Source organism: Streptomyces sp. NPDC059010 (assembly GCF_042740355.1).
Taxonomy (GTDB): Bacteria; Actinomycetota; Actinomycetes; order Streptomycetales; family Streptomycetaceae; genus Streptomyces.
Map to the genome: position 1 here is coordinate 1 of NZ_JBHYJA010000015.1, position 20,359 is coordinate 20,359.

13 protein-coding genes are annotated in these 20,359 nt (G+C 71.3%); 8 read left to right on the forward strand and 5 right to left on the reverse strand.

Annotation, left to right across the window (positions count from 1 at the left end; translation table 11 throughout):
* Nucleotides 1-196: 196 nt before the first annotated feature.
* The 3 genes from ACFWYS_RS17765 to ACFWYS_RS17775 all read right to left on the reverse strand — a co-directional run bounded on the left by ACFWYS_RS17765 (nt 197) and on the right by ACFWYS_RS17775 (nt 5,890).
* The gene (locus ACFWYS_RS17765; RefSeq protein ID WP_384769153.1) at nt 197-1,711 is read right to left on the reverse strand and encodes a DUF5719 family protein; all 1,515 of its coding nucleotides are present in this window, start codon (nt 1,709-1,711) and stop codon (nt 197-199) included.
* Nucleotides 1,708-5,409, reverse strand: coding sequence for a glycosyltransferase family 2 protein (locus ACFWYS_RS17770; protein ID WP_384769155.1), 3,702 nt, complete (start codon nt 5,407-5,409; stop codon nt 1,708-1,710). Before ACFWYS_RS17770 ends, ACFWYS_RS17765 begins: the two co-directional genes overlap by 4 nt.
* Before the next feature lie 217 nt (nt 5,410-5,626).
* Entirely contained in the window at nt 5,627-5,890 is a 264-nt protein-coding gene (locus tag ACFWYS_RS17775) for a WhiB family transcriptional regulator (RefSeq protein ID WP_003975777.1), read from the reverse strand.
* A 648-nt stretch (nt 5,891-6,538) separates the two neighbouring features.
* On the opposite strand from ACFWYS_RS17775, the gene ACFWYS_RS17780 reads away from it, so the two are divergent.
* The 4 genes from ACFWYS_RS17780 to ACFWYS_RS17795 all read left to right on the forward strand — a co-directional run bounded on the left by ACFWYS_RS17780 (nt 6,539) and on the right by ACFWYS_RS17795 (nt 10,715).
* The gene (locus tag ACFWYS_RS17780) at nt 6,539-7,045 is read left to right on the forward strand and encodes a cysteine dioxygenase (protein ID WP_384769158.1); all 507 of its coding nucleotides are present in this window, start codon (nt 6,539-6,541) and stop codon (nt 7,043-7,045) included.
* Nucleotides 7,046-7,078: 33 nt separating this feature from the next.
* Nucleotides 7,079-8,038 carry a 2-phospho-L-lactate transferase gene (gene cofD, locus ACFWYS_RS17785; protein WP_384769160.1) on the forward strand — a complete coding sequence of 320 codons (960 nt, stop codon included), beginning with the start codon at nt 7,079-7,081 and terminating at the stop codon, nt 8,036-8,038.
* Nucleotides 8,035-9,345: a coenzyme F420-0:L-glutamate ligase gene (locus tag ACFWYS_RS17790; RefSeq protein WP_384769163.1), complete on the forward strand. Its 1,311-nt coding sequence runs from the start codon at nt 8,035-8,037 to the stop codon at nt 9,343-9,345. The genes cofD and ACFWYS_RS17790 overlap by 4 nt, the downstream gene beginning before the upstream one ends.
* A 368-nt stretch (nt 9,346-9,713) precedes the next feature.
* A complete protein-coding gene (locus ACFWYS_RS17795) occupies nt 9,714-10,715 on the forward strand; it encodes a DNA-3-methyladenine glycosylase family protein (RefSeq protein ID WP_384769164.1) in 1,002 nt (333 codons plus the stop codon).
* 232 nt (nt 10,716-10,947) lie between these two features.
* Here ACFWYS_RS17795 and ACFWYS_RS17800 read toward each other — a convergent pair whose 3' ends face one another.
* Nucleotides 10,948-12,030: a sugar phosphate nucleotidyltransferase gene (locus ACFWYS_RS17800; protein ID WP_384769167.1), complete on the reverse strand. Its 1,083-nt coding sequence runs from the start codon at nt 12,028-12,030 to the stop codon at nt 10,948-10,950.
* A gap of 335 nt (nt 12,031-12,365) precedes the next feature.
* Nucleotides 12,366-13,877: a peptidoglycan recognition protein gene (locus ACFWYS_RS17805; protein ID WP_384769170.1), complete on the reverse strand. Its 1,512-nt coding sequence runs from the start codon at nt 13,875-13,877 to the stop codon at nt 12,366-12,368.
* A gap of 141 nt (nt 13,878-14,018) precedes the next feature.
* Between ACFWYS_RS17805 and ACFWYS_RS17810 the strand changes: the two genes are divergently transcribed.
* From ACFWYS_RS17810 to ACFWYS_RS17825, 4 genes are all read left to right on the forward strand, one after another.
* Nucleotides 14,019-14,774, forward strand: coding sequence for a TIGR03089 family protein (locus ACFWYS_RS17810; protein ID WP_384769173.1), 756 nt, complete (start codon nt 14,019-14,021; stop codon nt 14,772-14,774).
* Nucleotides 14,775-15,138: 364 nt separating this feature from the next.
* Complete coding sequence (locus ACFWYS_RS17815; RefSeq protein ID WP_384769175.1) at nt 15,139-16,314, forward strand: LCP family protein; 1,176 nt, start codon at nt 15,139-15,141, stop codon at nt 16,312-16,314.
* A 227-nt stretch (nt 16,315-16,541) separates the two neighbouring features.
* Nucleotides 16,542-18,347 carry an LCP family protein gene (locus ACFWYS_RS17820; protein ID WP_384769178.1) on the forward strand — a complete coding sequence of 602 codons (1,806 nt, stop codon included), beginning with the start codon at nt 16,542-16,544 and terminating at the stop codon, nt 18,345-18,347.
* A 400-nt stretch (nt 18,348-18,747) separates the two neighbouring features.
* The gene (locus ACFWYS_RS17825) at nt 18,748-20,337 is read left to right on the forward strand and encodes an LCP family protein (RefSeq protein WP_384769644.1); all 1,590 of its coding nucleotides are present in this window, start codon (nt 18,748-18,750) and stop codon (nt 20,335-20,337) included.
* Nucleotides 20,338-20,359: the final 22 nt, after the last annotated feature.

Below are 20,359 nucleotides of genomic sequence, written 5' to 3' on the forward strand. Positions count from 1 at the left end.
GGGGGGGGGTGGGGGGGGGGGGGGGGGGGGCGGCCCCGTGGGGGCGGGTAAAATTCCACCCCCAGCCCCGCCACCGCCCCCGGCGGGTCGGGTGCCCCCCCCCCCCCCGGCGCGGCCCCGACCCACCCCCCAAACCGCAGGCGCTACGCGAGCCCCCACCGAACAGCAACAGGCCGCCGCAGGCATCCGCACCCGCCTACTTCTGCAGCACCGACAGATCCTCGTCGGCCTCAGGCACAGCCACCATCCCCCGATCGTCCGGCAGCGCCTGCACCGTAAAGCCGGGCACGCCATCCGAAGTCACCGCCAGCATCCGGGCCGCGTACGCCGGCCCGCCCGACACCGACTCGACGGTCAGCGCGTACGTGCCCTTCACCCCACCCGGCACCGGCACCTCGACGTCCTGCGTCGTCCCGGACTTGATCGTGTACGTCTTCGACGCCGCCGTACCACCCTCGCTCCCGGCCGACGCCGTGACCTTGACCTTCGCAGAGCCGAACGGCGCCGTCACGGACAGCGTCGTGCCCTTCGCCCGGTTGTCCACCACCGACGCCCGCGCACCGACGGGCCGGCTGGCGGGGATGAACGCCGTCTCCTGCTTGGCACCCTTCCCGCGCACCACCCGGACCGCGGCGACCACCGGCGCGGCGGACCCGTCCGTGGGCGTCAGCACCAACGACCCCGCTTCGCCCCGCATCACGTCACCAAGATCCACCGCACTCGTCATACCGGCCTTGACGTGCAGCGTCTCGTTCCCGGCCGGTGTGATCTCCCCGGACGGCGACGCGAGTCGCACCTTCAGATCCGCATCCGCGTCCCCCGGCGTGAACGCGACCAGTCGCACAGCGGTGGCGTCCTTCGGGATGCCGGGCAGCACGAGGCTCTCCGCAGGATCGGCGGACGCGGCCAGCCAGTCCCCGCCGAGTTTGTCGTCCAGCGCCTGCACCGAGGCTCCCACCCGGCCACCACGCACGTTCACATGCACGGTCATGTTGTCCTGCTTCTCACCGGTGAGCGTGGACAGCAGAATCGGCTCGTCGGAATGCGGCTGAACCTTGATCCCCTCCCCCACCGTGGTCTCCAGCGCCCCGTCCTTGCCGTACAGCTCGATGTCGACGACGGCGACGGAGTCGTCGGGGTTGGTCAGATGCACGTAGTCCGTGCGGTCGGCAGCCGTACTGGCACCCGGGAACCAGAAATCGGTGTCCGGTGCGGTGCAGTTGACGCCCTGCACTCCACGCCCCGTACCCGCCGCGACCTCCGTGGTCTCCTGCACGGTCCAGCCGGGCGCGAACTTCCCGTCGGCGGTCCCGATGAGCGGCGGGGAGTCGCCCCCGGACGCGTCCTCGCTGACCGGCTTGCCCGGCTCCTTCGCGGTCAGGACGGACTTGCCGACTGCCTTGCTCGCGTCACCGGCCTTCTTGCCCTTCGCGTCAGCCGCGGCGCCCGATTCCCCCACCCCGGACCGCAGTTCCGCCTTCCCGTCGTTCCCCGTCCCCTTGGTGACGGGCGTGAACGACGTGTAGGTCGTCTCGGCGAGGTCCGAGGTGCTGGGCGCCGGACACACCAGGCTCGTACGCTCCACGGGCAGCTCGGCGGCCGCCTTGGCGGGGTTCGTCCCGGTCGTGCCCGGCATGGTGAGCGCCGCGACCCCGGTTATGGCTGCGAGGGCCGAGGCACCGGCGATCAGAGACAGGGTCGTGCGGTTCACTGCTGGCTCCCGTCGGAACGCTCACTGCCGTGCGGAGGCGGCTGCGCCGGGTCGTACGTGGCGTCGTAGCCCTGCTGGTACGTCTGCGTCTGGTCGTACGAGGCGTCGTACGTCTGGTCGTACGCCCCCGCCTGGGACTGTCCGCCGTACGCGTACGGGTCGTACTGGCCGCCCTGGTAGGGATCCGCCTGATACGTCTGGTCGTAGGCGCCGCCCGCCGGGTACTGCTGGCCGCCCTGGTACTGATCGCCGCCGTAGCCGCCGTACTCGGCGCCGGCGTAACTGGGCGTGTCCCACTCGCCGTAGGACGACTGCTGCGGAATGGCGGCACCGGGCGCCTCCTCCGGAGGAGGAGGCGGGAACTCCCCGCCCTGGCCCGCCTCTTCGGCCTCGGCCTCGGCCTGGGCGCGCAGCCGGCGGGCCCGCCGGCCCTCGCCCGCCATGGCCTCGGCGGGGACGGGTGCCTCCTCGGGCAGGTCGTCGTCGATGTCGCGGCGACGTCCCGGGAGGGCCATCACGACGAGGACGAGGGCGAGGAAGCCCTGGGTCCACAGCCAGGCGGTGTGGCCGACCGGGTCGTCGTAGGTGACGTCCAGCCTGCCGCCGACGGCGGGGAGTTCGAAGCCCTGGGCCCAGCCGTCGACCGTGGTGGCGGTGAGCGGCTTGCCGTCCAGGGTGGCCGTCCAGCCGTCGTTGGCGCTGTCGGCGAGGCGCAGGACGCGGCCGTCGGCTCCACCGGGAATGGTCGTGTGGATGTCGACGGGTCCGGCGGCGACGGGCCGCGGCGCACCGGCCCCCGCCTCCGCCCCGGAGCCGGACGCGGCCCCGGCGACGATGACCGCCCGCGACACCTGCCGGTCGACCCGCCACAGCGCACTGCCGTTCTGCTCGCTCAGCCGCATCAGTCCGGGCGTGGCGTCCAGCACGCGCGTGACCTCGCGGGGCGCGCCCTTGTGGACGAGGACGTAACGCACCGCGAAGGCGCCCAGCTGGTCGACCTGGTCGGCGCCGGAGCCGGCGACGAGGTTGGCGACGATCTTGTCGAGCTTGGGGTTCTCCCCGTCGGCGGTGGCGAGTTCGGCGTCGCCGAGGCGGGCGCCGGAGCCGCGGACCAGCATGTAGCCGACCTGGGCCGTGGACTCGCTGTCCAGGACGAGGGTGCGGGCCTGGTCGCGGGTGTTGCTGTCCTCGGCGACGAACGCGGGCACCTGCACGGGGTCGCGCCGCTCCAGCGGTCCGTCGGCGCCGCGGATCATCCAGCCGGCGGCGACGAGCAGCGGGCCCGCGGCCGCGGCGAAGGCGATCAGCGCGGCGACCGGCTGGCGCCAGCCGAAGCTCTGCTCGGCCACGCGCGAGCGTGCCCCGTCGGCGCCGAGCACCGCGGCGGCGAGGAGGGCGATGCCGTAGACGAGGGTCGCGGGGCCGGCCCAGGTGGAGCTGTTGGAGAGGGCCGCGAAGACGAGGCCGACCAGGGCGACCGCCCAGGCGGTCCAGATGCCGAAGTGGCGCTCGGAGCGCAGCAGGGCGGCCAGCGCGGCCAGCACGACGCCGACGAGCATCAGCCCGCTGACGGTGCCCGGCCCGCCGGGTCCGGCGCCGAGCAGGTCCAGGGCGGACGCGGCCGAGGCGCCGTACTCCAGACCGGCCTCCTGGAAGAAGCCGAACGGGAACAGCGACAGCGACCAGGGCGCGAGAACCAGCAGGGGCACGCCGAACTGGGCCAGGAAGCGCAGGCCGTACGCGGTGATGTCGGTGCGCCGCACCGCCAGCAGTGCGAGTCCGAGGACCAGCGCGATCGGCCACACGATCGGCGTGAAGGCCGTGGTGATGGTCAGCAGCAGCGCATACGCCCAGGTGGCGCGCCAACTGCCGCGTGCGCCGGAACTGTTCGTCAGGCCGCTCGCCGCGACGCCCGCGCGGGCGATGAGCGGCAGCAGGACGGCGAGGACGGCGGTGCCGATGCGGCCGCCGGCGAGGGCGCCGGTGGCGGCGGGCAGGAAGGCGTAGGCGACGGCCGCCCACGCGCGCAGGAGGCGGGACTCGACGAGCGGTCGGGACGCGAAGTAGGCGGTGAACCCGGCCAGCGGCACCGAGCCGACCAGCAGGATCGTCACGGCCAGCCCCGTCGAGCCCAGCAGCAGCGAGGCGAGCATCGCCACGATCGCGAGATACGGCGGGGCGGACGGTGTGCCACCGGCACCGACCGGGTGCCAGGCGTCCAGGTAACGGGACCACAGCTCACCGGAGTCGGCCGGGGCGGGCAGCAACGCGCCGCCCGCGAGGGCGCCGCTGCCGAGGAGTTCACGGCAGGCGATCAGCGAGACGAAGAGCAGCGCCAGGAAGAGCACGGGGCCGGGCTTGCGGGCGATGCGCTTGATGCGGGCGAACTGCTCGATCTCCAGGAAGTCCGCGTCGTCTCCGCCGGGCCCGGACTCGATCGCGCTGCCGTGCCGTCCCGCTCCGGCGGCCACCTCGGGGTCGGAGCGGCCGACGACACTGCTCGCGACCTGTTCGACGGTGGCCCGCACGGTAGCGCCGGGCGGCGGGAACAGCGCCCGCAGCTCGCCCTTGTCGATCACGGGGTTCCCGCGCCTGCGCCGCCCGGCGATGATCCGCTCGGGGCGCAGCAGGGTGCCCACGAAGCCGCGGATCTCGTCGAGGGCCTGCCCGGGGACCTTGCCCACGAGGTAGGCCAGGGTCCGCAGGACCGTGCCGAGCACAATGCGCAGCAGGACCCAGGGCAGCACGGCCGTACGCGTGTTGACCAGCAGGGTGTAGACGGCACCGGCCTTGTCGACCTTGTGCGGGGACGCGGCGGTGCGGCCGACGCAGTCGACGGTGCGGCGCTCGCGGGAGGCGGCCTCGGCGTGTCGTACGACCGCCTCGGGGGCGACGAGGACGCGGTGGCCGGCGGCGGTGGCGCGCCAGCACAGGTCGACGTCGTCGCGCATCAGGGGCAGTCGCCGGTCGAAGCCGCCGAGTTGTTCGAAGACGTCGCGTCGGATCAGCATGCCGGCGGTGGACACGGACAGCACGGACCGGACGTGGTCGTGCTGGCCCTGGTCCTGTTCGCGGCGGTCCAGGCCGGTCCAGCGGCGGCCGGAGTTGGCGATGGTGACGCCGACCTCCAGGAGCTGCCGGCGGTCGTACCAGCCGCGCAGCTTGGGGCCGACGACCGCGACGTCGTCGCGGCCCAGCTCGCGTTCGTGCTCCACGACGCGCAGCAGTTGGGCCAGGGCGTCGGGCTCGGGGGCGCAGTCGTCGTGCAGGAGCCACAGCCACTGCACCGGCTCCCCGTGCGGGAGTTCGGGCATGTCGTAGGCGTCGTCGCGCCACGTGCGCGTGACGGGGTCCCAGCCGCTCGGCCGCTTCAGATAGGTCAGCTCGTCCGGGGTGAGGACGGGCGCGGTGCGGTTGGCCTCCTCGACGGCCTGGCCGAATCCGGTGCGCCGGGCGAGGTGCAGTACGCGGTCGGCGCCGAGGGCGTCGGTGACCAGCTGTGCGGAGAGGTCCGCGCTGCCGGTGTCGGCGCCCACGGCGAACTGGACGGGGCGCTCCTGGCCGAGCAGCCCGGCGAGCGCGTCGGGCAGCCAGCGGGCGCCGTCATGGGAGACGAGCACCGCGGTCACCACATGACGCGGAAACTCAGGTGCGGCAGCGGGGTCGTGGTGGGCTGCCGGTTGGCTGTGCACGGACATCGAGGTACGGGCCCCGGTTCGATGGACTGCGGTGGACGCCTGTGCCCCAAGGGGGCAGCGGTGCCTCTCGGACGAGCGACCACACTATCGGCTGGGCATGACGGCGGCCCGCCGCCTGTGGATAACCCACCTGCGACGGGCCGTACGTAGCGTATGTGCGTGCGGTTGTGAGCCGTTTCCCCAGCCGGCCGCCCTCTTCGGACAGCCGCCCCGGTCTTCAGACAGCGGCCTTCTTCAGCCTGCGGCGTTCGCGCTCGGACAGGCCGCCCCAGATTCCGAAGCGCTCGTCGTTGGCGAGGGCGTATTCGAGGCACTCGGAGCGGACCTCACAGGCGAGGCAGACCTTCTTGGCCTCGCGGGTGGAGCCGCCCTTCTCGGGGAAGAAGGACTCGGGGTCGGTCTGGGCGCACAGCGCGCGCTCCTGCCAGCCGAGTTCCTCGTCCGCGTCGTCGACCAGCAGTTGCTGCACCAGCTCGGTCATGTGCGCCCCTCGTCTGTCTTTCGCGTCCCCGTGATGTTGCCGTTACCGATTCCGGCTGAACGACACGAGTGAAATTACAAGTGTGCTGCTCCGGGCGAGTCAAGCCGAGATCTGCTATTGAGCCCCTTATTCACTCTGCGGAACCAAGGCCTAGCGGAAAGTGTTCAAATCGGCATAAACCTTGACAAGCAGACGGGACCCAGGAGGACCTCCAGCCCTCCGCAGAGCCTGTACGGAAAAGGACGCCCAGAAGTTCGATCTCGTTGCACACACGCGCGGAAGCGAACCGGATCACAGTCGGATCACAGGATCACAACGACGCCGTGCGCCCGGTTGTGCGCCATGTGTCCCGGCTGCCCCAAGAACAAACCTTTCGCCACCAAGATGAACCGGATGAGGTGAAACCTGTGCCACATCACCGGGCGCCGAGTTGACAGTGAAGGCATGAACCGATGTCCTTATGGGCATGCTCGCGAACTTGGCACTCACCTCGACCCGCACCGCCGGGTCCCACGGTGCTGCCCGCGCTCGCTGTAGCTGTTGCTGTCCCAGCTGTTGAGCCACACCCGCTCCAGCTGTAGGCCGAGTCATCCACCTCTCGGCTCCTGTTCCCTCTGACCTTCTTTCACTGAGGAACCACCGCACCCCATGAACAGCGACAGCGACCTCCAGATCGCCGGCGACATCCTCGAAGTCCCGCACCTCCTCCAGACACCGCGCGAGCACCCGGCCACCGTCGCCGACTTCGTCGGCCTGGCCCGCTCCATCGCGGCCGACCGCTCCCAGTGGGAGCACCTCGTCCGGTACGACGCCACCACGCGCTGGTACCACCGGCTGCGCACCGGCCCCGGCTACGAGGTCTGGCTGCTGTCCTGGGTCCCGGGACAGGGCAGCGGACTGCACGACCACGGCCGCTCCTCCGGTGTGCTGACCGTCCTGGACGGCACGCTGACCGAGCACACGGAACGCGGCACGCGCGCGTTGGCGGCGGGGGCGCAGCGGGTGTTCGCGCCGGGCTATGTGCACGAGGTGGCGAACGACGCGCTGGAGCCCGCGGTCAGCCTGCACGTGTACTACCCGGGCCTGACCGAGATGCCCATGCACACGGCCTCTGCCTGCGCGGCGCGTACCGAGCCGCGTCCGGTGACTGCCTGACGCGTTGTCGTACCCGCCTGCAAGACTGCTCCCATGCGCATTGTGGTTCTGGCAGGCGGCATCGGTGGTGCCCGGTTCCTGCGCGGTCTGAAGCGGACCGCGCAGGACGCGGACATCACGGTCATCGGCAACACCGGGGACGACATCCATCTCTTCGGCCTGAAGGTCTGCCCGGACCTCGACACGGTGATGTACACGCTGGGCGGCGGCATCAACGAGGAGCAGGGCTGGGGCCGGGCCGACGAGACCTTCCACCTCAAGGAGGAGCTCGCGGCGTACGGCGTCGGCCCGGAGTGGTTCGGGCTGGGCGACCGCGACTTCGCCACGCACATCGTGCGGACGCAGATGATCGGCGCCGGCTATCCGCTCAGCGCGGTGACGGAGGCTCTCTGCGACCGCTGGAAGCCGGGCGTCCGTCTCATCCCCATGACCGACGACCGCGTGGAGACGCATGTCGCGGTCCAGGTCGACGGCGAGCGAAGGGCCGTCCACTTCCAGGAGTACTGGGTACGGCTACGGGCCCAGGTGCCGGCCGAGGCGATCGTGCCGGTCGGCGCGGAGCAGTCCAAGCCGGCGCCGGGCGTCCTGGAGGCGATCGCCGAGGCGGACGTCATCCTCTTCCCGCCGTCCAACCCGGTCGTCTCGGTCGGCACGATCCTCGCCGTGCCCGGCATCCGCGAGGCGATCGCCGAGGCGGGCGTGCCGGTGGTGGGGCTCTCCCCCATCGTCGGGGACGCGCCCGTGCGCGGGATGGCCGACAAGGTGCTCGCGGCGGTCGGCGTGGAGTCGACGGCCGCGGCGGTCGCCGAGCACTACGGCTCGGGGCTGCTCGACGGCTGGCTCGTGGACACCGTGGACGCGGGTTCCGTGGAGCGGGTCGAAGCGGCCGGGATCCGCTGCCGGGCCGTGCCGCTGATGATGACCGACCTCGACGCGTCCGCGCAGATGGCCCGCGAGGCGCTGACGCTGGCGGAGGAGGTGCGGGCGGCTTGAGCGAGGTGTCTGCCGACGGCTACCGGGTCTGGGCCGTCTCCGGGATTCCCGAGGTCCAGCAGGGCGACGACCTGGCGAAACTGATCGCCGCCGCCGAACCGGGCCTCGTCGACGGGGACGTACTCCTGGTCACCTCCAAGATCGTGTCCAAGGCGGAGGGACGTGTCGTCGAGGCGACCGACCGCGAGGCCGCGATCGACGCGGAGACGGTACGGGTCGTGGCGCGCCGCGGCACCCTGCGCATCGTCGAGAACCGGCAGGGCCTCGTGATGGCCGCGGCCGGGGTCGACGCGTCCAACACCCCGGCCGGAACCGTGCTGTTGCTGCCCGAGGACCCCGACGCGTCCGCGCGGGCGATCCGGGACGGCGTGCGGGACACCCTGGGGGTGAACGTCGGGGTCGTCGTCACCGACACCTTCGGGCGGCCCTGGCGCTCGGGGCTCACGGACGTGGCGATCGGCGCCGCCGGCATCCACGTACTCGACGATCTGCGCGGGGGCACGGACGCGTACGGCAATCCGCTCAGCGCGACCGTCGTGGCGACCGCGGACGAACTCGCCGCCGCCGGTGACCTGGTCAAGGGCAAGGCCGCCGGGCTGCCCGTCGCCGTGGTGCGCGGGCTGGCGCACACGGTGGCCGAGGACCACGGGGAGGGGGCGCGGGCCCTGGTGCGCGGCGCGCGGGACGACATGTTCCGGCTGGGCACGTCGGAGGCGGTACGGGAGGCGGTGACCCAGCGCCGTACCGTACGGGCGTTCACGGACGAGCCCGTCGACCCCGGGGCCGTACGAAGAGCGGTCGCGGCGGCCGTCACCGCGCCGGCGCCGCATCACACGACGCCGTGGCGGTTCGTGCTGCTGGAGTCGGCTCGGTCGCGGACCCGGCTGCTCGACGCGATGCGTGACGCGTGGATCGCCGATCTGCGACGGGACGGCAAGAGCGAGGAGTCCATCGCCAAGCGGGTGCGCCGCGGGGACGTGCTGCGCGACGCGCCGTATCTGGTGGTGCCGTGCCTGGTCATGGACGGCTCGCACACCTACGGCGACGCGCGGCGGGACGGCGCCGAGCGGGAGATGTTCGTCGTCGCCACCGGCGCCGGGGTGCAGAACTTCCTGGTCGCGCTGGCCGGGGAGCGGCTGGGCTCGGCGTGGGTGTCGTCGACCATGTTCTGCCGGGATGTCGTGCGCGAGGTGCTCGGGCTGCCGGAGGAGTGGGATCCGATGGGGGCGGTGGCGGTCGGGCATGCGGCGGAGGAGCCTCGGGCTCGGCCGGAGCGGGATGCGGGGGCGTTTGTCGAGGTGCGGTGACGCTCCGCTTGGGGGGCCGGGCGCCTGAGGTTGGTGAGGGGCGGCTTCGTCGGCGGCTTCGGGTCTGGTGGGGCGGGGCGGGCGCGTGGGGTTCGTGCGAGCACCTGTTTCAGCGGCGGCTGCGGGTCTGTGAAGGGCGGGCGCCGGGGGGGTTCGTGCGGGCACTTGTTTCTACGGCGGCTGCCGGTCTGTCGAGGGCAAGCGCCTGCGGTTCGTGTGGGCACCTGTTTCAGCGGTGGCTGCGGGATCGTCGTGGCTGGTCGCGCAGTTCCCCGCGCCCCTTGGGGGGTGGTATGCGCCGTTGGTGGTTGTGGGACCGCCTAGGCTCGTAGGGCTCGTTGGTTTCTAGTTGCATCCCGGGGTTTCTCGTGGCTGGACGTTTTGCTCCGCGGCCTACTCGCACGACTGTGCGTGGTGGGCATGTCGCCGTGCCTGCGGGGGTGCCTCGGCAGGCTGCGGTGCCGGCGAAGGTGCGGACGGTCGTGCCGGACGGGCCGCTCGATCTCGGGCTGGTGCTGGGTCCATTGCGGCGTGGGCCGGGGGATCCGACGTTCCGGGCGATGCCGGACGGGTCCGTGTGGCGGGCCTGTCGTACGCCGGCCGGGCCCGGGACGCTGCGGGTCGGCGTGCGGGGTGCCGAGGTGCGGGGTGAGGCCTGGGGGCCGGGGGCCGAGTGGCTGCTGGAGCAGTTGCCGGAGTTGCTCGGGGCCGCCGACGATCCGTCCGCCTTCGTGCCGCGGCATCGGCTGGTGGCGGTCGCTCGGCATCGGCGGCCTGGGCTTCGGCTGACGCGGACCGGGCTGGTGCTGGAGTCGTTGATTCCGTCGATTCTGGAGCAGAAGGTCACGACCGATGAGGCGTATCGGGCGTGGCGGTTGCTGGTACGGAAGTACGGGGAGCCTGCGCCGGGGCCCGCGCCCGGGCGGATGTGTGTGATGCCGGATGCGCGGACCTGGGCGCTGATTCCGTCCTGGGAGTGGCATCGGGCCGGGGTCGACCACAAGCGGGCGTCGACGATTCTGCGGGCCGTGCGGGTTGCTGCGCGGCTGGAGGAGGCTGTGCGGATGCCTCCGGCTGAGGCGCAGGGGCGGTTGGAGGTTGTGCCGGGGGTTGGGCCGTGGACGTCGGCGGAGGTTGTGCAGCGTAGTCATGGGGCGCCGGATGCGGTGACCGTGGGGGATCTGCATCTGCCGGGGATCGTGGGGTTTGCGCTGGCCGGGGATCGGGGGGCGGATGACTCCGTGATGCTGGAGCTGTTGGAGCCGTATGCGGGGCAGCGGCATCGGGCGGCTCGGTTGATTCTGTTGAGTGGGCGGGTGCCGGGGCGGCGGGCGCCGCGGATGCCTCGGGGGGATATCGGGCGGTTGTGATCCCCGGGGCGGTGCGTCGCGGTTGCTGTGGGCGGGTTTTCGCCCCCGCCGGGTTTTTCGCCCCCGCCGCCCCTACCCGTCCCATCCCCAGGGGCTCCGCCCCTTCGACCCCGAGGTCCCCTGGGGGCTGCCGCCCCCAGACCCCCGCATCGGCCCTGAACGGGCCTCGTCCTCAAACGCCGGACGGGCTGGATTGCCTGGACGCCGACAACTCACCCCGCGCCTCGCCGCCCTACACATCCGACGAAAACCGCACCGCCCCCGCCGGTATCCGCGCATCGCACCACACCCGGACGCCCTCCCTCAGTTCGTTGTCGGCGCCGATCACCGCGCCGTCGCCGATGACCGTCCCCGTCAGGACGGATCGTTGGCCGACGCGGGCGCGGGTGCCGATGAGGGAGTCGGTGATGACGGCGCCGGGTTCGATGACGGCGCCCGGGAGGATCGTGCTGCCGAAGACGCGCGCGCCCTCGGCCACGAAGGCGCCCTCGCCCACCACCGTGCCGCCGGTCAGCTTGGCGTCGGGGGCCACCGTGGCCGTGGGGAGGATCAGGCGGTCGCCGCAGCGGCCGGGGACCGCGGGGGACGGGGCACGGCCCAGGACGAGGTCCGCCGAGCCTCGGACGAATGCCGCGGGGGTGCCCAGGTCCAGCCAGTACGTCGAGTCGACCATGCCCTGGAGGTGGGCCCCGGCCGACAGGAGGTTCGGGAACGTCTCGCGTTCCACCGACACCGGCCGCCCCTCCGGGATCGTGTCGATGACCGAGCGGCGGAAGACGTACGCCCCCGCGTTGATCTGGTCGGTGACGATCTCCTCGGGAGTCTGGGGCTTCTCCAGGAACGCCGTCACCCGGCCCGTCTCGTCAGTCGGAACCAGGCCGTACGCCCTCGGGTCCGTCACCTTGGTGAGGTGGAGGGAGACATCCGCTCCCGTCGTCTCGTGTGTGCCGACCAGGGCTCTGATGTCCAGGCCCGTCAGGATGTCCCCGTTGAAGATCAGTACCGGGTCGTCGGGCGCGGAGTGCAGACGCGACGCCACGTTGCGGATCGCGCCGCCGGTGCCGAGGGGCTCCTCCTCCGTGACGTACTCCAGATGGAGGCCCAGCGCCGAGCCGTCGCCGAAGTACGGCTCGAACACCTCGGCCAGATACGACGTCGCCAGGACGATGTGCTCGACGCCCGCCGCTCTCGCTCTCGCCAACTGGTGCGTGAGGAACGGGACCCCTGCCGCCGGGACCATGGGCTTCGGCGTGTGCACGGTGAGCGGGCGCAGCCGAGTGCCCTTGCCGCCGACCAGGAGGATCGCTTCTGTCACCTGTCGTCTCTGCTTCCTGCCGGGACCGGCCGAACTGTCTTTCGACCGGCCAGTGTATGCAGACCGTTGCGCGGCGCCCTCGACGGCAGTGCGGCGTTCCTCCCGCCGCTTGTCCCCCGACCGCGGTGAATGCGATCCCGAGTGAATCCCCGCATTCCCCCCGCACCCCTGCCCATGCCCATGCCCATATCCATATCCATGTCCATGCGCCTGCCCATGCCTCTCCCCCATTCCCACCGCATGGCCCCCTCATCGCCCCCAGCATGCCTTGCCGCATGGCCCGGCATGCCCGCAATGCCCTACATCCCGGCCGCGGGCCTCGCCTCGCCTCCGCCTCACCGCCCTTGGTACCGGGCCGCCGCCGAGCGGGCCGTGCCGAGCTTGCGGTAGAGCTGCCAGCCCGGGCATTCCGTGGAGTAGCTGTCCCGATGGCCGGAGATCACATTCAGCCGTACGTTCTTTCCCTTTCGGTGGAGATTGCCGAAGCCGCCACCCGATCGCAGATAGGTCTTGCCGCGCGGGTTGGCGCCGAAGAGGCCCAGCTTCCAGGCCGTGAGCCGGGCGATGGCCCGCAGCGTGGCGCGGGTCGGCTTGCTGGAGCCGAAGCTGCCGAGGACGGCGATCCCCATGCTGTTGGAGTTGAAACCGAGAGTGTGGGCCCCGAGGACCGGCTTGGCCACGCCCCCGGCGCGCCCCTCGTAGATGTTTCCGCACTTGTCGATGAGGAAGTTGTAGCCGAGGTCGCGCCAGCCCATGCTCTTGACGTGGTAGCGGTAGATACCGCGAATGAGCGAGGGGGACTGCGAACACCAGTACTTGGCGCCGGTCGCCGTGTGGTGCACGAAGGCCGCCTTCACCCTCTTCGTGTAGGCGAAGCTCCGCTCCCGCACCCATTCGTTCGCACCCCAGCCGCGCCGCGTGACGATGCGCGGCCGCGGCCCGATGTGCGGCCTCGCCCGCTGCTCCTGCGTCAGCTCACCGCCCCGCAGGTCCACCAGTTCCCGCTCGGTCTCGGCGCGGGTGAGCGCGGGGATCTCGGCGGCGCCGAGGGGCGCGAGTTCGACGTTGGCGGAGGCCGCGGCGTCGAGGGCGGAGGCGGCGAGGACCTCGGCGGTCTCGCCGGTCTCGGCCTTCAGGGAGCCGGGGCGGGGCGCGCCACCGGGGTCGCTCGGCGTCTGTGCGGGCTCGCCGGGATCGACGAGTTCGAGGCGAAGACCGCCGGGAAGGGGCGAGGTGCCCTCGGTGCCCGCTGTCGGGTCCGATTCCGGGGCCGGGTCGGCGGCACCTCGTACCGGTGCCGGTGCATGTGCCTCGGACCGGCCGTCGTCGCCCTCCGCGGTGACCCGCACCTCCACGCCGTTCGACTCCCCGACCCACAGGGGCGCCGTGGCGCCGCGCAGCCCGCCCGAGGTGTCTTCGGGGCTGCCGGGGTCGGCCGCGTGCTCGGCGTTGTGTGTCTCGACGTCCTGCCAGCCGGACCAGGAGCCGGAGCCGACCGCGCGGGTGCGGACCTGGACGCGGCCGTGCAGTTCGGTGTGCGGGTCGTCCCAGACGACGCCGACGAGGGAGAAGTGCCGTACGTCCCGTCGGGGCAGGCCCTGTTCGGTGGGCACGCCCTGGACACGGTCACGGTCGAGTGGGGCTAGGGGCAGCGACTGGGTGCTGCCGGGAAGGGCGGGCTCGGGGCTCTCGTGACGCACGGTCGGCCGGGCCGCCGCCTCGGCGCTCGTGGCCGCTTCCGCGCCGCGCGCCGGTGTCGCGGTCGCCGCGACGGCGGGTGGGGTGAGCGGGAGGACGAGGGCTGCCGCGCACGTGACACCGATCGAGGAAGCAAGGAATCCACGCATGTTCCTGATAGTGGGCAAAGTCATACAAACCTGTCCATCGGGGAATTGACGGGCCGTCGGTCCCCGATTCGCCCGAACCGGTGGCGGCGGGGTACCGCCAACCGGGGGTGCGCGGACAGGGGCCCGCGTACTCTTGCGCGGGTGAACGCCACCGACCGCACCCCTGCCGACCTGCTGCGTTCCGCGCTCGCCGCGGATCCCGGACGCCCCCTGGTGACCTTCTACGACGACGCCACCGGGGAACGTGTCGAATTGTCCGTGGCCACCTTCGCCAATTGGGTGGCCAAGACCGCGAATCTGCTCCAGGGCGATCTCGGAGCTGGGCCGGGTGACCGGGTCACCCTGCTGCTGCCCGCGCACTGGCAGACGGCGGTCTGGCTGCTGGCGTGTTCGTCCGTGGGCACCATCGCGGACGTGGGCGGGGATCCGGCGGCGGCCGACGTGGTCGTAAGCGATCCGGAGAACCTGGAGGCCGCGCGGGCATGCCGGGGTGAACGCGTCGCATTGGCCCTGCGTCCACTGGGGGGCCGTTTCCCGCAGCCGCCCACCGGCTTCGCCGACTACGCCGTGGAGGTACCGAGCCAGGGCGACCGTTTCGCCCCCTACGCCACGGTCGACCCGGAGGACCCCGCGCTGATCGTGGCCGGCCGAGAGTTCAGCGGCGCCGAGGTCGTCGAACGCGCCCGCGCCGAGGCAACGGCCCTGGGCCTGACGGGCCCCGGCTCCCGCATCCTCTCGACCCTCCCCTACACCACCTGGGAGGGCCTCAACGCCGGCCTCTACGCCGCCCTGGCCACCGACGGCTCCGTGGTCCTGTGCCGCAACGTCGACTCCCTGACCGACGAAGCCCTGGCCAAGCGGATCGAGGCCGAGCGGGTAACGACAACCGCGAGGTAGCGACGGGCCGGGCAGACGCGCAGCCCCACCGCCCGACAGCCGCGTACGGCGGGAAGGGGACGTGCCGGGGGGTGTCCGCCCGCAGTGGCCGGCGTCAAGAAACAGCACCTCCAGGCCTACCCCAGCCGCCGGTCCGAGGACGGACACCCCCCCGGCGCGGCCCCGACCCACAAACGCAACCCAAGGCGCTACGCGAACCCCCACTCAGAGACACAGGCCGCCGCAGGCACCGCCCCCGCCCACCCGCCGGAGGCAACCGTCACCCGTTCGGCCCACCACCACCCACCCCCCACTCCCCACCCGAGCCATGGTCGTAACAACAGCCCACACCACACGCAGCACGCCCTGAGGAGTGGAGCCCGACGTGACCGGCACCGCACGCCCACACCCCGGAGGTCCCGGTGTCGGCAGGCGGCGCAGATGGCGCTGGGTGCGGCGAGGCGCACTCGGGGTCGGACTGATCCTCGTGGCCGCCACCGGAGCCGGCTGGGCCATCTACGCCAAGCTCGACTCCAACATCACCCCCGACGAGGCCGCCGCCGCGGAACTCGCCCGGTACGAGAAGGACCGCCCCACCTCACTCGTACACGGCGCGCAGAACATCCTGCTCATCGGCTCGGACTCCAGGTCCGGCACCGGAAACCGCCGCTACGGCCGCGACTCCGGCACCGAACGCTCCGACACCACGATCCTGCTGCACCTGTCCGCAGGACGCGGCAGCGCCACCGCCGTCTCGATACCCCGCGACCTCATGGTCGACGTCCCCGGCTGCCGCCGCCCCGACGGCAGCCGCAGCGCCCCGATGTTCGCGATGTTCAACTACGCCTTCCAGGTGGGCGGTTCGGCCTGCACCGTCCGCACCGTGGAGCGGCTCACGGACATCCGCCTCGACCACCACGTGGTCATCGACTTCCAGGGCTTCAAGGAGATGATCGACGCCCTCGACGGCGTGGAGATCTGCCTCTCCGAGCCCATCAACGACAAGGCCGCCAAACTGAGGCTCCCGTCCGGCAAGGTGACCCTCAACGGCGAACAGGCCCTCGGCTACGTCCGCGCCCGCAAGTCCCTCGGCGACGGCAGCGACACCGACCGTATGGACCGCCAGCAGCGATTCCTCGCCGCGCTGGTCAACAAGGTCCAGAGCAACGACGTACTGCTCAATCCGGTCCGTCTCTACCCCGTGCTCGACGCCGCCACATCGTCCCTCACCACCGACCCAGCACTGGCCAGCTTGCGTGGTTTGTACGAACTCGTGCGCGGCGTGCGCGACATCCCCACCGAACGCGTGCAATTCCTTACCGTTCCCCGGGAGTCGTACGTCCACAACACCAATCGAGACCAGCTGGTGAAGCCCGAGGCGGAGCGGCTCTTCGCCCGGCTGCGTACCGACACGCCGGTGGAAGTAGCTGATTCGCCCGAATTGCGGCACGGCAACAAAGGGCCGGCCTTCGGCAAGAAGCGGCCTGTTCGACCCGCGGACCCCACTCCCCCGCCCCCCACGTTCCGAGGCAACACCGCCGCCGAGAACCCCTGCGGGTAAAGCACTCACCAAGTCGGCGAACCTCAATTCAAAGAAATGGGGCGGATTGCCCAGTTGTAGGGACGTGGAATTTGTCACCGTCGTCGCTCCACGCTGAACTGGGCGGATAGTGTGAGCGATCCGGTGCTCCCTGCCGTAGTTAGGCTTGCGCACTGTTTGACCGAGACCCGAGCGCCTTGGAGGGGGAAGGCGCCGCGTGGCCCCGACGGCGGAGGATTCAGACAACCGTGGACGCGCAAGGCCGTGGGCGGGCGGAAGACATCGACCCCGCAGACCAGTGGGTACTCAATCCGAACACCGGTGAATACGAACTGCGACTGACTCCTTCCGCTCCGCAGTCATCGGTCCCCGGACCCCGCAGATCCGCTACCCGGGCCGGCGCCGCCTCACGCGCCGCCGGTTCACCCGCCCAGGGCGCGGCCGGTGTGGCCGGCGCGGGCGGCTCGGGCGGCACGGTCCGCAACCGGTCCGCGGCACCCGAGCGCGAGGCGCGCCCGGCACCGGGTCGTGAGGTCCCGCCGCAGCGCAGGCGCCGGGGTGTGCCCGAGGAGACGCAGGCGGGGCGGCGCGGTCGCCGGCCGGTGAAGAAGAAGAGCAAGGCGAAGAAGGCCGTGCTCTGGACCGGCGGCATCATGGCGTTCGTGCTGGTGGCGGGCGCGACCGGCGCTTATCTCTATATCGAGCACCTCAACGACAACATCCAGTCCGTCTCCGACGACGGAGCGAGCACCGGTGGCTTCAGCAAGGACAAGGCCATCAACATCCTGCTGATCGGCACGGACAAGCGCACCGGCGCGGGCAACGGCAGCTACGGCGACACCGGCAGCGCCGGACACGCCGACACCACGATCCTGCTGCACGTCTCCAAGGACCGCTCGAACGCGACCGCGCTGAGCATCCCCCGTGACCTGATCGTCGACATCCCGGACTGCCCGACGACGCAGGAGGACGGCTCCCAGAAGGTCATCTCCGGCGAGACCGACGTCCGCTTCAACACGAGCCTCGGCCAGGAGGGCCGTACCCCCAGCTGCACCGCTCGTACGGTCACGGAGCTGACCGGGATCAAGCCGGACAACTTCATGGTGGCCGACTTCAACGCGGTGAAGACGCTGACGACGGCGGTGGGCGGCGTCGAGGTCTGTCTGGGCAAGGACATCAAGGACCCCGACTCCAAGCTCGACCTCCCCAAGGGCGCGCATGTCATCGAGGGCGAGCAGGCGCTGGCCTTCGTCCGTACCCGGCATGCCGTCGGCACCGGCGGCGACCTGAGCCGGATCACCTTGCAGCAGCAGTTCCTGAGCGCGCTGATGCGCAAGCTGAAGTCGAACGACACGCTCACCAGCCCGACCAAGATGATCAAGCTGGCCGAGGCGGGCACCAAGGCGCTGACCGTCGACTCCCAGCTGGACAGCATCGACAAACTGAGGGACCTGGGTCTGGAGCTGGGCAAGCTCAACACCAAGAACCTGACCTTCACGACGGTTCCGGTGATCGACAACCCGGCGGAGAAGGTCAGGGCGACGGTCGTGGTGAACCCGACCACGGCTCCGCAGGTCTTCCAGGCGATCCAGAACGACGTGTCGTTCACCGCGGTCAAGCAGCAGAAGAAGAAGGAAGCCGCCGCCGTGGCCGCCCGGCTCAAGGGCACCAAGGCGGACGCCTCCGAGGTGCGGGTGCAGGTCTTCAACGGCGGTGCCCCCGCGGGCAGTGCGCAGGAGACCCTCTCCTGGCTGCAGACCCAGGAGAACGTCACCAAGTCGGAGAACGCGGGCAACGCCCCGGCGACGCTGGCGAAGACGACCCTGGAGTACGCGCCGGACCAGGCGGACCAGGCCCGCCGGCTCGCCGCGATCATGGGGCTCTCCGGATCCGCTCTGAAGCCCGGCAAGAGCGTGACCAACTCCCAGGGCCTGCCCACGATGACCCTGACACTGGGCAAGGACTTCAAGGGCGCGGGCGTGTCCCTCACGGCTCCGACGAAGGCGCCCGACGTGGAGAAGTCCACGGCCGACAAGGTCGAGTGCGCGAAGTGACGGAACTCCGGTAGTGGCCCAACGGGCCCGTTCCCCCGCCGAATTGGGCTGGGACGGGCCCGTTTCGGTTGTGAAGCCGGCAGGAATCTCCGGCGGGAACGCAACTGTGCCGGGCACTCGTTGGTCTGACACACGACACGGTTGTGTCAGTCGGCGTTGGCCGAACACACCACGCTGCCTTACCTGGCGTGGATTTTGCCGACACGTGGCCAACCCGGTTCGGATCCACAGTGGTCTGAAAGGTTGCGAACCGGTGTCGGACAGGGTGGCCTGTCATGGTTCGCCCGCACCGGACAGGGAGGTCCGGCGCGGAGCCGAACCGTGGCGGTCAAGGGTGGGGAAGGGCAGAGAGTTGGCGCAGAGCAGTGTGCGAGGGGAGGCCCCCGCGGTGGACGACACCATGTCGCTCACCCCGCAGGCCGACCAGGACACGCCGGCCGACCAGGCCGGCCGGCACAGCGGCGGGGGACGCAGAGGCGGCCGGGGAACCGACAGCAGGCGCCGCAGACGGCGTGTGCTGCGCTGGTCGGCGACGGTTCTGGCGGTGGTGATACTGGGCACCGCGGGTGCCGGATATCTCTACTACCAGCACCTCAACGGCAATCTGAAGAAGGACGACCTCAACATCGGCGACGCCAAGGACCGCGCCGCCGAGACCGAGGCGAACGCGGCCGGTCAGACGCCGCTGAACATCCTGCTGATCGGCTCGGACGCGCGCGACAGCAAGGAGAACCAGAAACTCGGCGGCGCCAAGGAGACGTTCGGCGGCACCCCGCTCGCCGATGTCCAGATGCTGCTGCACATCTCCGCCGACCGCACCAACATGTCGGTCGTCAGCATGCCCCGCGACACGCTGGTCGACATCCCCACATGCACGGATCCGGACAGCGGGGACGTGTACAAGGCCGCCACGCGCGAGATGACGAACCAGACACTCGGCCGCGGCGGACCGGGGTGCACGGTGGCGACGTGGGAGAAGCTCACCGACATCCACATCGACCACTTCATGATGATCGACTTCTCGGGCGTGGTGTCGATGGCGGACGCGATCGGCGGCGTCCCGGTCTGTGTCAACGCCAACATCCACTCCAAGGACAGCCGGGGCCACGGCTCCGGGCTGAAGCTGGAGAAGGGCACGACGTACGTCAAGGGCGAGCAGGCCCTGCAGTGGCTGCGCACCCGCTACGGCTTCGAGGACGGCAGCGACCTGGCCCGCGCCAAGGCGCAGCACATGTACATGAACTCGATGGTCCGCGAGCTGCGCAAGAACGCGAAGCTCAGCAACCCGGGCAAGCTGCGCGCCCTCGCCGAGGCGGCCACCAAGGCGCTCACCGTGGACCCGGGCCTGGGCACCGTGGCCAAGCTGTACGACCTGGCGGGCGAGCTCAAGAAGGTGCCGACCTCGCGCATCACCATGACGACGATGCCGAACACGTACGACACGATCCAGACCGGCCGGGTGGTGCCCACCGAGGACGCGACGCAGCTGTTCCGGCTGGTGCGTGACGACATCGCGCTCGACGGCAAGGACAAGAAGAAGGCCACCGAGGAGAAGCCTTCCACCGACCCGGCCGCGGCGGACGGCGAGATCGCCGTCCAGGTGCAGAACGGCACCCGCACCGACAGCCTCGCCCCGGTCTCCGGCCGTGCGACGACCGTCTCCGGGCTGCTCGTCTCCAAGGGCTTCACCCAGGCCGTGGCCGACGGGTCGGCCACGCCGGTCGCGGAGAAGACGCTCGTCCGCTACCCGAGCGCCGACCTGGAGGGCGACGCCCAGCGGGTCGCCAAGGCACTCGGTATCCCGGCCAGTGCCGTGAAGAAGTCCACGGACGTCTCCGGCGTCACCCTCGTCATCGGCGCGGACTGGCGGGAGGGGACGGCGTACAAGGCCCCGAAGCAGGACGACAAGACGCCGGACACGGCGGAGGCGCTGAACGCCTCCGACACCAAGGCGTGCATGAAGGTGGACCCGGACTTCACCTGGTCGTAGCGGCGGGCCGGAGCCCGGCGTG

Excerpts from the sequence above, each read along its gene's own strand:
- ACFWYS_RS17770 (WP_384769155.1), bottom strand. The coding sequence starts at position 5,409 with ATGTCCGTGCACAGCCAACCGGCAGCCCACCACGACCCCGCTGCCGCA.
- ACFWYS_RS17775 (WP_003975777.1), bottom strand. The coding sequence starts at position 5,890 with ATGACCGAGCTGGTGCAGCAACTGCTGGTCGACGACGCGGACGAGGAA.
- ACFWYS_RS17780 (WP_384769158.1), top strand. The coding sequence starts at position 6,539 with ATGAACAGCGACAGCGACCTCCAGATCGCCGGCGACATCCTCGAAGTC.
- cofD (WP_384769160.1), top strand. The coding sequence starts at position 7,079 with ATGCGCATTGTGGTTCTGGCAGGCGGCATCGGTGGTGCCCGGTTCCTG.
- ACFWYS_RS17805 (WP_384769170.1), bottom strand. The coding sequence starts at position 13,877 with ATGCGTGGATTCCTTGCTTCCTCGATCGGTGTCACGTGCGCGGCAGCC.
- ACFWYS_RS17825 (WP_384769644.1), top strand. The coding sequence starts at position 18,748 with ATGTCGCTCACCCCGCAGGCCGACCAGGACACGCCGGCCGACCAGGCC.